The organism is Tepidiforma bonchosmolovskayae, from assembly GCF_008838325.1.
GTDB classification, from domain to species: domain Bacteria; phylum Chloroflexota; class Dehalococcoidia; order Tepidiformales; family Tepidiformaceae; genus Tepidiforma; species Tepidiforma bonchosmolovskayae.
Genome location: NZ_CP042829.1, coordinates 1924811 through 1938454, shown reverse-complemented (window position 1 = coordinate 1938454; position 13644 = coordinate 1924811). Strand labels below are relative to the sequence as shown.

The window sequence follows — 13644 nt, the reverse complement described above, 5'->3', positions numbered from 1 at the left end:
GCCGGTGGGGCCGCAGGGCCGGGGCCGGTCAGCCGGCGAGGACGCCGTTGGCAGCGAGCCTTTCGCGGAGGGCCTCGAGGCTGGGGATGGGCTTACCGTCGAGGGAGTCGATGGCGTCGATGACGTCATCGGAGAAATCGCCGGTGAAGGCGATTTCGAGCAGGTCGGAGCGGTCGGGCTGGATGCCCTGCTCGAAGAAGGGGCGGGCGAGGCGTTCGATTTCTTCCCAGGATGCTGCGGGCACAGGCGGACCTCCGTGGTGTGACCGCGTGGAGGGCCACCCGGTCGGGATGTGGTGTAAGCCGGCGGTTAGCGGTCGCCGAAGGCGTCGCCTTGCGGCGGCCGATCGTAGTCGATGTAGGGCGGCCAGAGAGATTCGAGCTCTTTGCGGATCGGGTCGCCCTCGGGCAGGTAGCGCTGGAACTGGGGTTCGACGTCGCGGCGGACCCAGCCCTTGCCGATGGTGTCTTTCTTGATCTTGTCCTGCAGGAGCATGAGCCCGGTGAGGAGCGACTCAGGCCGGGGCGGGCAGCCGGGGACGTAGACATCGACGGGCAGGAGGGTATTGACGCCCGGCGTCACGCTGTAGGCGTAGGCGAAGGGGCCTCCCATGATGGCGCAGCCGCCCATGGCGAGGGCCCACTTCGGCTCGGGCATCTGGAGCCAGATGCGGCGGACGGCGGGGGCCATCTTCCAGGTGACGGTGCCGGGGACGATGAGCAGGTCGGCCTGGCGGGGCGAGGCGCGAAAGATCTCGGCGCCGAAGCGTGCGATGTCGTAGCGCGGCGTGGCGGTGGCGATCATCTCCATGGCGCAGCAGGCGAGGCCGAACATGCAGGGCCAGAGCGAGGAGCTTCGCGCCCAGTTGAGCACCTGGTCGACGCTGGTGACGAGGATGTTCTGCTGGACTTCCTGCTCGACGTCGCTCTCGGTCCGCAGGGGCAGGGGCTGGTAAACCTTGTTCGGCTGTGCCATCGCTCGTTCAGTTTATCACAAGGGCGCCGGCCCGCATGGGGGCCGGCGCGCGGCCCGCGAGCTACCGGCGGATGTAGCCCTGGCCGTCGTTAATGGGTTCGTCGATGTAGATGTCGCCGTTGCGGATTTTGATGTTGTAGCCGCAATCGGGGTTGGTGCAGACCCAGGCTTTGAAGTGAATGGGTGCGCCCTGGCTGCCGAAGTCGGAGAAGGGGACGAGGTCCCCGTAATCACATTTTCGACATTTAGGAAACTGATACATCCCGTACCTCCCCCAAGTCGGGGGATACTATGGCACGCCTGCTGGAACGGGCAAGACCGGCTGGGGTTTCAGGGGCGGGTGACGCGGCGGAGGAACTGGCGGGCGCGCTCGGTCGCCGGGCTGGCGAAGAAGCGGTCGGGGGTCGACTCCTCCTGGATGACGCCTTCGTCCATGAAGATGACGCGGTTGGCGGCTTCGGCGGCGAAGGCCATCTCATGGGTGACGGCGATCATGGTCATGCCTGCGGCAGCGAGGTCGCGCATGACGGCGAGGACTTCGCCGACGAGTTCGGGATCGAGCGCGCTGGTTGCTTCATCGAAGAGCATGAGCCGGGGCTGCATGGCGAGTGCGCGTGCGATGGCGACGCGCTGCTGCTGGCCGCCGGAGAGCTGGGCGGGGTAGGCATCGAGCTTTGCCCCGAGGCCGACCCGTTCGAGCACGGCAACGGCGCGGGCGCGGGCTTCTTCGCGCGGGAGGCCGAGGACGTGGACGGGCGCCTCCATGACGTTGCCGAGGGCGGTGAGGTGCGGGAAGAGGTTGAAGCGCTGGAAGACCATGCCGATGCGGGCCCGCACGCGGGCGATTTCGCGCTCCGGGGCTTCGACGAGGCGGCCGTTCCGCTCGCGGTAGCCGACGGGCTGGCCTTCGAAGAGGATGCGGCCGGCATCGATGCGTTCGAGGTGGTTGATGCAGCGGAGGAGGGTCGACTTGCCGGAGCCGGAGGGCCCGAGGATGGCGACGACCTCGCCTTCGGCGACGGCCGCGGTGATGCCGCGCAGGACCTCATTGCGGCCGAACCGCTTGTGGACGTTCTCAATCTGCAGCAGGGGCGGGGCAACAGGGGCGGTCATGGGGGTCAATCCCGGGCGCCGAAGGCGAGCCAGCGTCGGCGGGCGGAAGGGCCGTAGCTGGCGGCGCCGTACCGGTATTCGAGCCAGGACTGGAAGAAGGACCCGAGCGTGGTGAGGATGAGGTACCAGCCGCTGGCGATGATGAGCCATTCGAAGTAGCGGAGGGTGGAGGAGTACTGGAGCTTGGCGACGAGGAAGAGTTCGCTCACGGAGATGAGGGAGACGAGGGAGGAGTTCTTCAGCATGGCGATGAACTCGTTGCCGGTGGGAGGAATGATGACGCGGAGGGCCTGGGGCAGGATGATGCGGCGCATGGCGAGGCGGTAGGTCATGCCGAGGGAGCGGGCAGCTTCGAGCTGGCCTGGGTCGACGGACTGGATGCCGGCGCGGACGATTTCGGTCATGTAGGCGCCTTCGTTGATGGCGAGGGCGAGGATGCCGGCCTGCCAGGGGGAGAGCTGGCCGTCCCAGGGAGCCCAGGACGGCCAGGCCTGGGGGAGGGCGAAGAACCAGAAGACGACCTGGACGAGCAGCGGGGTGCCCCGGAAGAACCAGATGTAGGCGAGCGCGACGGCGCGGACCGGCGCCGCCCTGGCGACGCGGCCGAGGGCGAAGAGGGTCCCCAGTGCGATGCCGAACGCCATGCCGATGACGGAGAGCTGGAGGGTCATCCAAACGCCGCGGAGGACGATGTCGGAGAAGAAGTTGTCCGCGATGTACGTCCAGCTGACGGCGAGGACGGGCACGGTCGGCTCCTCGGGGAGGGAGGTTCGGGGCAGAGACCTACTTCAGTGCGCCGGCCTCGAGTCCCCAGTACTTGAGGATGGCCTCGTACTTGCCCTTCTCCTTCATGGCGGCGAGGGCGGCCTGGATGGCAGTCCGCACTTCGGTGTCATCCTTGCGGACGGCGATGCCGTAGGGGCCGGTGTTGTACTGTTCGCCGACGACTTCGGTGCCCTTGACCTGGCGTGCGCCGTAGGCGGCGACGGGATAGTCCATCAGGGCGGCATCAGCGCGGCCGCTGCTGACCGCGGTGATGGTGTCGGTGTTCTGCTCGAATGTGGTCACCTGGATTTTCTGGGCGCACTTTGCGTTCTGCTCTTCGGCCTCGTCGATCTGGACAGTGCCGACCTGGATGGCGACCTTCTTGCCGCAGAGGTCGGCGAGGGACTTGATGTTCTTCGGGTTGCCCTTCTTGACGAGGATGCCGGAACCGGCGACGAGGTATTCGACAAAGTCGACCTGCTGCTTGCGCTCGTCGGTGACGCTCATGGAGGACATGATGACATCGGCCTTCTTGCTGGTGAGGGCCGGGATGATGGCATCGAAGGAGGTGTTCTGGACCTCGAGGGTGACGCCCCAGGCTTCGGCGATGCAGCGGGCGAGGTCGATGTCGGCGCCGATCGCCTCGTTGGAGCCGGGCTTGACGAATTCCATGGGGGCGTAGCTGAGGTCGCTGGCGACGACGAACTTGCCGGCGGACTTGATGCGGGCCGGCGCGGCGACGTTGAGGTCTTTGCAGGAGACGTTTGCCGTCACGAGGTCGGCGGCAGCGCCACCGCCGGTGTCGTCATCGTCGCCCCCGCAGGCAGCGAGCGCGAAGGCAGGGACGGCAAGGGCAGCAAGCGCGAGGCGGAGGGCAGTTCGGCGAAGCATGGAGCGCGACCCCCGTTTTGGAATGTGGGGACTATGGCATGGAACGCGGCGGAGGGGAAGACAAGCGCGTGGTTGGAGGTTTGGCGGGGGTGGTTGGTACCATGCGGGCTTCGGGAACCGGGAACAGGGAGGCAGTGATGCCGGGTACGGCGATTACCGTTCGTGTGCCTGCGACAAGCGCAAATCTCGGCGCGGGGTTCGATTGCCTTGGGCTCGCGCTGGATATGTTCGCATCGGTGACGGTGACGTTCTCCGAGGCGGAGCAGCCGCCGACCGAGGACGTCGGCGAGAAGATGGTGCTTTCGGCGGTGCGGCACGCCTATCAGCGGCTGGGGAAGCCGGTGCCGGGCGGGGTGCGCGCGCGGTACCAGGTGGCGATCCCGCTCGGGCGCGGGCTGGGCGCGAGCGCGGTGGCGCGGGTTGCGGGCGTGCTGGCCGTGAACGAGCTCGAGCGGGGCGTCTTCGACGAACAGGCCCTGCTGGACCTCGTGAGCGAGCTGGAGGGGCACGGGGACAACGCCTGCCCGGCGCTGTTCGGCGGGCTGCAGGTGTGCGTGCAGGGCGGTGACGGGCACTACGTGCGGGCGGCATCGCGCTTTCCGGCGGATGCGCACATTGCGCTCCTCATTCCCGACCATTCGATGCCGACGAAGGAGGCGCGCAAGGCGCTGCCGGAGAGCTACTCGAAGGCCGATACCGTGCACAACATCGGCCGGGCGGCGCTGTTCGTGGCGGCGATGGCGTCGGGGCGGATGGAGCTGCTGGCAGAGGCGACCGATGACCGGGTGCACCAGCGGCAGCGGGCCGCGCTCTTCCCGCCGCTGTTCGATATTTTCGCGGCGGCGCGGCGGGCGGGGGCGTATGCGGCGTGGCTGAGCGGCGCGGGGAGTTCGGTAGCGGCGATCTGCCCGGAGGAGCCGGCGCGGGCGGTGGCGAACGCCATGCTGGCGGCTTCGAAGGCGGCCGGGTACGACGGCCGTGCGCTGGTGACGCGGATTGCGAAGGAAGGGGCGACGGTATCGCGGGTTGAGCTGGTGGGGGAGTGATGCGCATCCGCTTCGCCGGGCCGGGCGACCTCGACGTCATCATCGAGCTGATCCGGGCGCTGGCAGAGTACGAGCGGGAGCCGGACGCCGTGCGGCTGGAGCGGGAGACGCTCGGGCGGCACCTGTTCGGGCCGCGGCCATACGCGGAGGTGCTGCTGGCGGAGGATGCGGGGGGCGTGCAGGGGTTCGCGCTCTTCTTCCACAACTTCAGCACGTGGGAAGGGCGGCCGGGGATCTATCTCGAGGACCTGTTCGTGCGGCCGGAGGCGCGGGGGCGGGGGTACGGACGGGCGCTGCTGGCGCGGCTGGCTGCGCTGGCGATGGAGCGGGGCTGCGCCCGGCTGGAATGGGCCGTGCTCGACTGGAACGAGCCGGCTATCGGGTTTTACCGGGCCCTCGGCGCGGTGGCGATGGACGAATGGACGACTTACCGGCTGACCGGGGAGGCGCTCGCGCGGCTCGCAGATGCGGGGCGCGGCGGCGGCCCGTAAGGGATTTCCCGGAATGACGCGGGCGCGAAGCGTTGGTTTGGTGGTGGAAAGCGGTGGTATAGTGGCCGACGGTGCCGGCGGGGTCCTGGCAGCCCCGGCTGCCGGGGGCATCGTGTCCATTCCCCGTGACCAACACTGTGAGCTGGAGGACGGTCGCACTTGACCGAGCCACTCCAGGTTGGCCAGTTCGCGATCGTGGATCACGAACCGGTCGACCGGGGGCCGAACGCCGGGGTATTCCACGGCCGGGGCCCCGCAGACGACCGCGTGGAGCTGTTCATCGTCGCCGAGGGCACGACGCCCGCGGGTGAGGCGTTCGCGGGCCACGTCGTTTCGGCGATGGGGCAGGCGCTCACGGCGCTTGACATGAGCCTGACGGGCATCCTTCGGCGGCTGTTCGCCGAGGCCGAGCGGGCCGTGGCCGACTGGAATCGAAAGAGCATTGCGCAGCATCGGGTGGCGCTTGGGGTCAGCTGCCTTGTCCGGCGGGGCGGGCAGGTGGTGCTCGGCCAGGCGGGGCCGGCGGCGGCCGTGGCGGTCCATGGCGGCAGGGCAGAGCTGCTCCGGCCGGAGCCGCCGTTCGACCAGCCGATTGGGAGCGGGAAGGGGCCGGGGCCGCTCCTTCGGCGGCTCCCGTTCGAGGCGGGCGACCGGGTGGTGCTGCTTTCGACCCCGGCGCTGGCCGAGGTGGAGGAGGAGGTGCTGCGGGGGATCGCCGGGCTGCCGCTCGAGGAGGTACTGCCGGATCTGTACCGGCGGGTGCAGCACCTGCGGCACCAGACGGTGCTGCTCGCCGCGCTGCCGGGGACGGTGTCAAAGGCCGGCGGAGCGCCTGCGGAGGAGTCGGCGCCGGCAGGGGGCGCGGTCATCGACGCGACCGGCGGGGGAGCCGGGGCGCCGCGTGAGGAGCGGCTCTACCAGCCGAGCCTGTTTGTGGACGAGGAGCACGAGGAGGCGGTGCTGGAGGCGCGGCATGAGCTGGAGCGGGTGACGCCGCGCCGGCTGCCGGTGGCGGCGCCTGCGGCCGATGCTGCTGCGGAGGAAGTGACGCTGCCGCTGGCGGCGGGGGAGCGGCGCTCCGCGCTGATGCGGGTGGTGGCCGAGAGCCGCGAGCGGGCGGAGCGGGCGCGGGCTGCACTGGGCGGGGCGGAAGGGACGGCGGCGCTGCGGCCAACCTGGGGTGCGGCAGCGGCCAGCGCGGGGAGCCCGCCTCCGCCGCCGGCGCCGCGTAAGAATCCGCGGGCGCAGAGCTTCACACGGAGCCTCGCGCCGGCGGAGGGCCCGAAGCCGGGTCCATCGACGGAAACACTGGACCTCCCGCTGGTGGATGAGCTGGCGGCCGAGCGGCGGGCGCGGCCGAGCGGGGAGACCCCCTCCGCAGCGGCGGTGACGCGCGAGACGGGCCTTGCCCCGGGCTCAGGGGCGCTGGTTCGGGTTCGGTCATCGATGGGGGGCCGCTGGCGCGGGAGCGGGACGCTCGACCGGCCGCGGCTCGGGAACTACCAGCTGCCGCCGACGTGGGCGGTCATCATGGCCGGCCTGGCCGTGCTGCTCCTCCTCGTTGGGATTGTGACGGTGCCTTCGATGCTGAAGGGCGACCCGGGAGCGGAGTATTCGAACCTGCTGAACGGGGCAGCCCAGAAGCTGGCCATCGCGCGGGTGGTCGACGACCCGGCGGCACGTCGGACGGCGCTGGTCGAGGCGCAGGCGCTGCTGCTCAAAGCGCGCGAGCTGCAGGGCAGCGACCCGCAGGCCGAGACGCTCTTCAATGAGGTAGCGGGAGCCCTGAACGAGATGGACCGGGTGGTCCAGCCGGCGTCCGTTGAGGTGGTGACATCGCTCGACCGGTTCGGCGAGCGGCCGGTCGCCCCATCGCGGATGGCGGCAGGGCCGGACCACGTGTACCTGCTGGATGCGGCGACGCCGCAGGTGATTGCGGTGGCGCTGGCAGACGGGTCGGCGAAGAGCATCTACGCGGAGGATGCCGCGGCGAAGCGGGGGCGGCCGGTGGCGATTGCGCACCTCGACGCGAACGACCGCGGCGCGCCTGCGCTGCTGATCGTCGACCACCAGAATCGACTGTGGGCATGGGAGAACGACGCGCTGACGGCGCTCGCATTCAACGCGCCGGAGGGGCTGGTGGTGACGGATATCGCCGTCCGGGGACGCGACCTGTACGTGCTCGATGCGGCGCACAAAGTGGTGTACCGGTACGCCCAGGAGCGGGACGGGTTCCCGAATCCGCCGGCGAAAGCGCTGGAAACGGCGGACCTTGCCAACGCGCGGCGGCTGTTCGTGGACGCCGAAATCCTGACGGCCGACGCCGACGGGACCCTCCACCGGTTCATCGGCGGCGGCGTGGCGCTCACGCTGTCGCAGGCAGGGATCGACCGGAAGCTGGTGGCGGCCGAGACGCCGCAGGCACTCTCCGCAGCGGAGGTGGCGGTGCTGGACCCGGCGAACAGCCGCGTGGTGGTGCTGCTGCGCGACGGGGCGTTCGACCGGCAGTACCGGCACCCGGATTTCGCGGGGGCGCGGGCGTTCACGGTCCGCGGAGGAACGGCGTACATCCTCAGCGGAGGGGCACTCCGCCGGATTACCTGGTAGACGGCCGGGCGGACGTTCCCGGGGGGCACGAACGGCCGTGACGGGCCAATTCGCGCATGGCATACTGTTCCTGCAGTGCAGGAGACCGGTTTCGCCGGAATGGGAGAATTGGAAGGTTCGGCCGCTGCGCCGCGGCAGGCGACGACGCGGGGCGTCCGCCGGTGGGTCTACGTGGGCCTTGGGAGCGTGCTGGTCGGCGTGGGCATCCTCGGGATCTTCCTGCCGCTGCTGCCTTCGACCGTTTTCTTCCTCGGAGCTGCGGGGCTGTACGGGAAGAGTTCGCCGGGCGCGTACCGGTGGCTGACCACGAACCGGTGGTTCGGGCGGCACCTGCGGGCGTATAAGGAGGAGCGGGGCGCAACGGTGGGGACGAAGGTGTGGTCGGTCGTGACGCTCTGGGCCGGGATCGGGGTGAGCGAGTACTTCATCGGCATCCCGTGGGTGCAGCTGCTGCTCATCGCGATCTGTGTCGCGGTGACGGTGCACCTCGTAACGCTTCGGACAATCCGGCACCGGTCTTAGGCAGAGGCGGCGGCCTCCCCGCGGGCGGCGCGTTCGAAGTCGGCAAGCAGCAGGTCCATGTCCTCCTGCGGGATTTCGTGGAGGTTGCCCTGGTAGGCGAGGGTCCAGTTCGCGCGGGGCCAGCGCTGGGTCCAGCGGAAGCGGTCGTGATATGGCTCGGCGTCGAGCCAGCGGTCTTCGGGCAGGACGAAGACGGGTTCGATGCCGGCCCGGTAGGGGTAGAGTTCGTCGGGTTTTTTGGCGCTCTGCCAGATGCGGGTGTGCTCTTCGACAACGGGCGTGGTGACGCGGCAGATGGCGGCGAACTGCTTGCGCCCGGAGATATAGAAGGCAAGGAGATCTCCGGGCTGGATGCTGTTGGCCATGTTGCGGCGGGTGCTCTTGAACCCATGGCGGGTGAAGCCGAGGGCGCGGGTGGTTTCGAAGATTTCGGGTGAGCCGACGACGATCCAGTTGCGGGGCATTCAGCGCTCCGGTGCGAGGATGGGCAGGGGCGGCTGCCAGCTGCCAGTGTAGCCGCGGATGAGCACGTCGGGCGGCAACGGGGCAATTTCGACCGGGTCGATATGGATGACCGGGAGGCTCGCGCCCTGCGGGACGAGCGGGATGCCGGCGCTGCCAAGGAGCCGCGGGGTGACGTAGGCGTGGACCTCGTCGACGAGGTCGGCCTCGAAAAAGGAGGCGTGGACGGTGGGGCCGCCCTCGACGACGAGGGACTGGATGTTGCGCTGGCCGAGGGCGCGAAGGAGCTGGCGGAGTTCGAGGCGGCCCGAGCTGCGGTCGAGCTCGAGGAGGGTGGCGCCGGTCCGGACGATGGCCTCGCGCCATTCCGGCGGCGAGCCGTGCGCTGTGGCGACAATCACCGGCGCGCCCGGGGCGAAGACGCGGGAGTCGGGGGAGGTGCGGCCGCGGGCATCGAGCACGACGCGGACAGGCTGGCGATCGGCGGGCTGGCCGCCGGGCCGGGCGGTGAGGGCCGGGTCGTCGGCGATGACGGTGCCGCTGCCGACGAGGATGGCATCGACCCAGTCGCGGTCGCGGTGGGCGCGTTCGACGGCGGCCTGGCCGGTGAGCCAGGTGACGCCGGCGGACGGGGCGCCGACGGCGCCATCGAGGCTGACGGCGAACTTCGCGATGACATACGGGAGGCCGAGCTGGCGCCACTTGAGGTAGGGCCGGAGGAGGTCGGTGACGGCTTCGGCGCCGTCGCCGACGGCTACCTCGATGCCAGCGTCGCGGAGACGCTGGACGCCGGTCCCGCCGACGTGGGGGTCGAGCAGGGCGACGACGACGCGGGCGACGCCGGCCTGGATGATGGCGTCGGAGCAGGGAGGGGTGCGCTTGCCTTCGAAGGGGACGCAGGGCTCGAGGGTGCAGTAGAGGGTAGCGCCGCGGGCGTCGACCCCGGCGAGGGCGGCGGCTTCCGCGTGGGGGCCGCCGTAGGGTGCGGTGGCGCCGCGGGAGATGACCTGGCCATCGCGGACGAGGACGGCTCCGACCCAGGGGTTGGGCGAGGTGCGGCCGCGGACGGATGCGGCGAGGCGGATGGCCTCCTGCATGAAGGGCGAGGGAGCGCTCATGCCACGAGGGTAGCGGAGGGACGGGCGACATGCGTGCGGGGGCGCTCCGAGGGCGCCCCCGCACGACCCCGGCGGAAGCCATGCCCCGCCGCCGGAGCCTCAGTTAGGCCGGAGGAACCAGCTCCCGGCGATGGTTGCGAACCGGCTGGGCTGTTCGAGATTCACGAGGTGGCCGGCATCGAGGATGGTTTTCGACTCAGCGCCGGGGATGTGGGCTTTCCAGATGGGAATGTAGGCGGGCGGGACGACGCGGTCGCCGGCGGCGCCGACAAGCATGGTGGGGGCCTGAATTCGGGGGAGCCGGCGGATGACGCCGGTATCGGGAATCGGCCAGAGGAATTTGGCGGCGGCCTTGAGGTCCTTCATCTCCTGGACGTAGTTCTCGAGGGGGTCGACCGTGCCGTCGCGGAGGATGAGGTTTTCGCGGCGGGCGGGGTCGGCGAAGAGCACCTCGGTGGCGCGGAGGGGGTTCTGAGCGAAGGGGTCTTCGCCCCGGATTTCGTCGTCCCAGATGCCGATGGGGGTAAACAGCACGAGTTTCCGGACGCGGTCGGGGCGGATGGCGGCGAGTTCGGCGCCGATCCAGGCACCGATGGAGTGACCGACGACGTGGACCCGTTCGAGGCCGAGGGCGTCGAGGAAATCGATGTAATGGAGGACGAGGTCGAGGCCGGTTTCGACGTCGTCGAGGCCCTGCGAGGGGCCCCAGCCGGGGTGATACGGGGCGAAGACTTCGAACTTTGTGGCAAGTTCGGCGATGGCGGGCTCCCAGCCCTGCATGCCAGCGAGGTGGTGGAGGTAGAGGACGGGCTCGCCGGCACCGCCGCGGAAGAAGTGAACAGGTGCGGTGCCGGGGCGGACGGTGATGGTCAGCTGTTCCATGGCAGTGCTCCCTGGTGCGGTTCAAGCGTTGATCGGCTGGCGGATGGGGCGGGGTTCGGCCATGAGGTGCGGGGGGAGCGGCCTGGGCGACCAGTGGTCTTCGTACCCCTGCCAGAGGTGGCGGAGGCGGGGCATCACCTTTTCGGCGAAGAGGCGGGTGCTCTTCTCGCACTTCTCGCGGGGCATGTCGCCGATGTGGAGGAGGCAGAAGACGTGGCCGACACGGAGCGAGGTGATGAGGTGCTCCATCTGCTCGGTAACCTGGTCGGGGTTGCCGGCGACGAGGAAGCCCTCATCGACGCACTGGCGGTAGGACTTGCCGACGGCGCCGCCGGAGGAGACGCCGCCGACCTGGGCCTTGAGGCCGGCGCGGATGGTGGCTTCGGTCCGGTAGCCGGGAGCATCGGCGAAGCCGGGGTAGATGTGGAGGCAGCGCTCGAAGAAGTACTTCGCGTGCTGAAAATAGCTCTCTTCGGCCTCGGCATCGGATTCGGCGACGATGATCTGCTGGGCGAATGAGGCCTGGTAGGGGTTGAAGGGGAGGCCGAGCTCGGCGACGCGGTCGTGGAAGCCGTTCATGAGCTGGGCGGCGCGCTTGAAGCCGGAGAAACTGAGGTAGGAGTAGTTGTAACCGCGGGCGGCGCAGAAGTCCCAGGTTTCGATGGAGCCGCCGCCGGGGATCCAGATTGGCGGGTGGGGCTTTTGGATGGGGCGGGGCCAGATGTTGACGTAGCGGAGCTTGTTGAAGCGGCCGTTCCAGGCGAAGACATCGGGGTCGGTCCAGGCGCGGATGATGAGGTCGTGATTTTCCTGGTACCGCTCGCGGAGGGTGGCCGGGTTGGCGCCGAAGGCATAGTTGGTATCCATCGACGTGCCGACGGGGAAGCCGGCGATGAGGCGGCCGCCGGAGATGACATCGAGCATGGCCATCTCTTCGGCGACGCGGGTCGGCGGGTTGTAGAGGGCGATGGACATGCCGAGGAGGACGATGGAGACGTTGCGGGTTCGGCGGGCCAGGGTGGCTGCCATGAGTGCCGGCGACGGCATGAGCCCGTAGGCATTGGCGTGGTGCTCGTTGACGCCGATGCCATCGAAGCCGAGTTCGGCGGCGAACTCGAGGAGGTCGAGGTAGTCGTGGTAGATACGATGACCCTTGACCGGGTCGTAGAGGCGGGAATCGACATCGACCCAGACGCTGCGGTACTTCTGCCGGAAGTCGTCCGGCAGGTAGGGGTAGGGCATGAGGTTGAACCAGTGGAACTTCACCCCGGGCTCCTGCGCAGATGTTTTGCGCGAGGCTAAAGGCCGGGGGGCGGGCTGGAGACGGCCGAATGGGGCCTCTCGGCCGGGCCGATGGGCTACTCGTCGGGCGTGAGTTCGTAGGTGCAGAGGGGGTCGCCGGCGAGGCGGTGCTCGACGCGCTCGACGGTCATGCCGGGGAGGACGGCGCGCAGGGCGGCGCACTCGGCCTCGCAGACGTCGGGGATTTCGGCGGCGAGTTTCAGGAGAGGGCAGTGGCGGAGGACGATGCGGGTCGAACGGTCGTCGGGAAGTTCGACGCGGGGGAAGTAGCCGAACCGCTCGAACAGCTCGAGGACGCCGACGATGCGGTCGTCGCGGGCGAGGGCGAGGAGGTGGCTTTCGGCGAGCTGGACCTGGCCGTCGATGAGAGCGGCGAAGGCACGGTCGAGGACGGCGGGCGATTCGCCGCGGATGGCCGCGAGGAGCGAAATTGCAAGGTCGGCGGACTGCTGGGGGAAGAGGCTTTCGCCGCGGGGGGTGAGCCGAAAGACATGGCGCGGCCGCCCGGGGCCTTCGCGGACCCTGGTGAAGGTGACGATGCCCTGGGCCTCTAGGGAGAGGAGGTGCTGGCGGACAGCGCCGGGGGAGAGGAAGGTTTCGCGGGCGAGCTGGTCGGTCGTGGCTTCGCCGAGGACCTTGATGGCTACCACCAGCGCCTGCCGGGTGGGGGACAGATAGTCGATGCTTGCGCCCTGCGGCGGTTCGCTCCCCAACACGTGGGCAACGATACCCGCCGGGTGCGTGTCGCGCGAATGGCGCGACGTATTCGAATTGAATTAGCGGAAACTCTGCAACAGATAGGCGCAGGCCGGGGCGCCCTCGCTGCGGGCGCAGGTGCGTTCGACGCGGCCGCCGGGGAGGGCGACCTGGATGACGCGGGATTCGATGGCGCAAACTTCGGAGTGGTCGGCGACAAGCTCGACGAAGGGGCAGTGGCGCAGGGTGAGGCGCCACTTGCTGCCGGGGATGGTTTCGAGCAGGGGGTAGTAGCCGAGGTCTTCGAGGACGCGGGTGAGCTGCTGAACGCGGCCGGCGGGGGTGGGGGCGTCGAAGGCTTCGGCGGCTTCGCGGAGGCGTGCCTCGACGAGGGCGCGGAGGAAGGGCTTGCGGATGGCGGGGTCGGAATCGGCGGCTTCGAGGAGCCACCGGGCGGCGCGGGCGTAGCCCTGCGGGAAGAGCGATTCGGCGCGGGGGGTGAGGGCGTAGCGGTTGCGCGGGCGGCCGGGGCCTTCGGGTCGGCGGGTAATCGAGACGAGACCGTGGCGGGCGAGGCCGGCGAGGTGGGCGCGCACGGCGGGCACGGAAAGGAAGGCGACGCGCGAGAGCGATTCGGCGTCGGTTTCGCCGAGCTGCTTGAGGCCGAGAAGCAGGAGGCGCCGTGCCGGGGGCAGGAGTTCGAGCTGGGGGGTGAGTGTTTCGGCCATGGAAGGAATCGATTGGAGGGTAGGGGGAAACCTGCGCCCCGGTGAG

Annotated in this window: 16 protein-coding genes; 4 read left to right on the top strand and 12 right to left on the bottom strand. The window is 69.7% G+C overall.

Going from position 1 to position 13644, the window contains the following annotated elements; genetic code table 11:
* Positions 1 to 28 precede the first annotated feature (28 nt).
* From Tbon_RS09775 to Tbon_RS09750, 6 genes are all read right to left on the bottom strand, one after another.
* Positions 29 to 244: a hypothetical protein gene (locus tag Tbon_RS09775; RefSeq protein WP_158067530.1), complete on the bottom strand. Its 216-nt coding sequence runs from the start codon at positions 242 to 244 to the stop codon at positions 29 to 31.
* A 65-nt stretch (positions 245 to 309) separates the two neighbouring features.
* Positions 310 to 975 (bottom strand): NADH-quinone oxidoreductase subunit B, encoded by a 666-nt coding sequence (locus Tbon_RS09770; protein WP_098504604.1) that lies wholly within the window; start codon positions 973 to 975, stop codon positions 310 to 312.
* A 61-nt stretch (positions 976 to 1036) separates the two neighbouring features.
* On the bottom strand, positions 1037 to 1237 hold the full coding sequence (locus tag Tbon_RS09765; protein ID WP_158067529.1) for a hypothetical protein: 201 nt from the start codon (positions 1235 to 1237) through the stop codon (positions 1037 to 1039).
* Positions 1238 to 1305: 68 nt separating this feature from the next.
* Positions 1306 to 2088, bottom strand: a complete 783-nt coding sequence (locus tag Tbon_RS09760; protein WP_158067528.1) for an amino acid ABC transporter ATP-binding protein — start codon at positions 2086 to 2088, stop codon at positions 1306 to 1308.
* 5 nt (positions 2089 to 2093) lie between these two features.
* A complete protein-coding gene (locus tag Tbon_RS09755) occupies positions 2094 to 2834 on the bottom strand; it encodes an amino acid ABC transporter permease (protein WP_158067527.1) in 741 nt (246 codons plus the stop codon).
* A gap of 37 nt (positions 2835 to 2871) precedes the next feature.
* Complete coding sequence (locus tag Tbon_RS09750; RefSeq protein ID WP_158067526.1) at positions 2872 to 3744, bottom strand: ABC transporter substrate-binding protein; 873 nt, start codon at positions 3742 to 3744, stop codon at positions 2872 to 2874.
* 137 nt (positions 3745 to 3881) lie between these two features.
* Here Tbon_RS09750 and thrB point away from each other — a divergent pair, with 137 nt between their 5' ends.
* From thrB to Tbon_RS09730, 4 genes are all read left to right on the top strand, one after another.
* A complete protein-coding gene (thrB, locus tag Tbon_RS09745; RefSeq protein WP_192497886.1) occupies positions 3882 to 4790 on the top strand; it encodes a homoserine kinase in 909 nt (302 codons plus the stop codon).
* On the top strand, positions 4790 to 5281 hold the full coding sequence (locus Tbon_RS09740) for a GNAT family N-acetyltransferase (RefSeq protein WP_158067524.1): 492 nt from the start codon (positions 4790 to 4792) through the stop codon (positions 5279 to 5281). The genes thrB and Tbon_RS09740 overlap by 1 nt, the downstream gene beginning before the upstream one ends.
* Before the next feature lie 159 nt (positions 5282 to 5440).
* Positions 5441 to 7888 carry a hypothetical protein gene (locus tag Tbon_RS09735; RefSeq protein ID WP_158067523.1) on the top strand — a complete coding sequence of 816 codons (2448 nt, stop codon included), beginning with the start codon at positions 5441 to 5443 and terminating at the stop codon, positions 7886 to 7888.
* Positions 7889 to 7987: 99 nt separating this feature from the next.
* Positions 7988 to 8410 carry a YbaN family protein gene (locus tag Tbon_RS09730; RefSeq protein WP_158067522.1) on the top strand — a complete coding sequence of 141 codons (423 nt, stop codon included), beginning with the start codon at positions 7988 to 7990 and terminating at the stop codon, positions 8408 to 8410.
* On the opposite strand, the gene Tbon_RS09725 is transcribed toward Tbon_RS09730, so the two are convergent.
* The 6 genes from Tbon_RS09725 to Tbon_RS09700 all read right to left on the bottom strand — a co-directional run bounded on the left by Tbon_RS09725 (position 8407) and on the right by Tbon_RS09700 (position 13598).
* Entirely contained in the window at positions 8407 to 8874 is a 468-nt protein-coding gene (locus Tbon_RS09725; protein ID WP_158067521.1) for an EVE domain-containing protein, read from the bottom strand. The genes Tbon_RS09730 and Tbon_RS09725 overlap by 4 nt on opposite strands.
* Positions 8875 to 9990: a bifunctional diaminohydroxyphosphoribosylaminopyrimidine deaminase/5-amino-6-(5-phosphoribosylamino)uracil reductase RibD gene (ribD, locus tag Tbon_RS09720; protein WP_158067520.1), complete on the bottom strand. Its 1116-nt coding sequence runs from the start codon at positions 9988 to 9990 to the stop codon at positions 8875 to 8877. It lies immediately after the preceding gene.
* Between the two features lie 99 nt (positions 9991 to 10089).
* Positions 10090 to 10872, bottom strand: coding sequence for an alpha/beta fold hydrolase (locus Tbon_RS09715; RefSeq protein ID WP_158067519.1), 783 nt, complete (start codon positions 10870 to 10872; stop codon positions 10090 to 10092).
* Between the two features lie 21 nt (positions 10873 to 10893).
* Positions 10894 to 12138, bottom strand: coding sequence for an LLM class flavin-dependent oxidoreductase (locus Tbon_RS09710; RefSeq protein ID WP_158067518.1), 1245 nt, complete (start codon positions 12136 to 12138; stop codon positions 10894 to 10896).
* A 92-nt stretch (positions 12139 to 12230) separates the two neighbouring features.
* Positions 12231 to 12890 (bottom strand): helix-turn-helix transcriptional regulator, encoded by a 660-nt coding sequence (locus Tbon_RS09705; RefSeq protein ID WP_192497885.1) that lies wholly within the window; start codon positions 12888 to 12890, stop codon positions 12231 to 12233.
* A gap of 60 nt (positions 12891 to 12950) precedes the next feature.
* The gene (locus Tbon_RS09700) at positions 12951 to 13598 is read right to left on the bottom strand and encodes a helix-turn-helix transcriptional regulator (RefSeq protein ID WP_158067516.1); all 648 of its coding nucleotides are present in this window, start codon (positions 13596 to 13598) and stop codon (positions 12951 to 12953) included.
* Between the last annotated feature and the right edge of the window lie 46 nt (positions 13599 to 13644).

Bases quoted from the DNA above. Each gene is read 5' to 3' on its own strand.
- Tbon_RS09770 (WP_098504604.1), bottom strand. From the start codon at position 975: ATGGCACAGCCGAACAAGGTTTACCAGCCCCTGCCCCTGCGGACCGAG.
- Tbon_RS09765 (WP_158067529.1), bottom strand. From the start codon at position 1,237: ATGTATCAGTTTCCTAAATGTCGAAAATGTGATTACGGGGACCTCGTC.
- Tbon_RS09760 (WP_158067528.1), bottom strand. From the start codon at position 2,088: ATGACCGCCCCTGTTGCCCCGCCCCTGCTGCAGATTGAGAACGTCCAC.
- Tbon_RS09750 (WP_158067526.1), bottom strand. From the start codon at position 3,744: ATGCTTCGCCGAACTGCCCTCCGCCTCGCGCTTGCTGCCCTTGCCGTC.
- thrB (WP_192497886.1), top strand. From the start codon at position 3,882: ATGCCGGGTACGGCGATTACCGTTCGTGTGCCTGCGACAAGCGCAAAT.
- Tbon_RS09740 (WP_158067524.1), top strand. From the start codon at position 4,790: ATGCGCATCCGCTTCGCCGGGCCGGGCGACCTCGACGTCATCATCGAG.
- Tbon_RS09730 (WP_158067522.1), top strand. From the start codon at position 7,988: ATGGGAGAATTGGAAGGTTCGGCCGCTGCGCCGCGGCAGGCGACGACG.
- Tbon_RS09725 (WP_158067521.1), bottom strand. From the start codon at position 8,874: ATGCCCCGCAACTGGATCGTCGTCGGCTCACCCGAAATCTTCGAAACC.
- ribD (WP_158067520.1), bottom strand. From the start codon at position 9,990: ATGAGCGCTCCCTCGCCCTTCATGCAGGAGGCCATCCGCCTCGCCGCA.
- Tbon_RS09715 (WP_158067519.1), bottom strand. From the start codon at position 10,872: ATGGAACAGCTGACCATCACCGTCCGCCCCGGCACCGCACCTGTTCAC.
- Tbon_RS09700 (WP_158067516.1), bottom strand. From the start codon at position 13,598: ATGGCCGAAACACTCACCCCCCAGCTCGAACTCCTGCCCCCGGCACGG.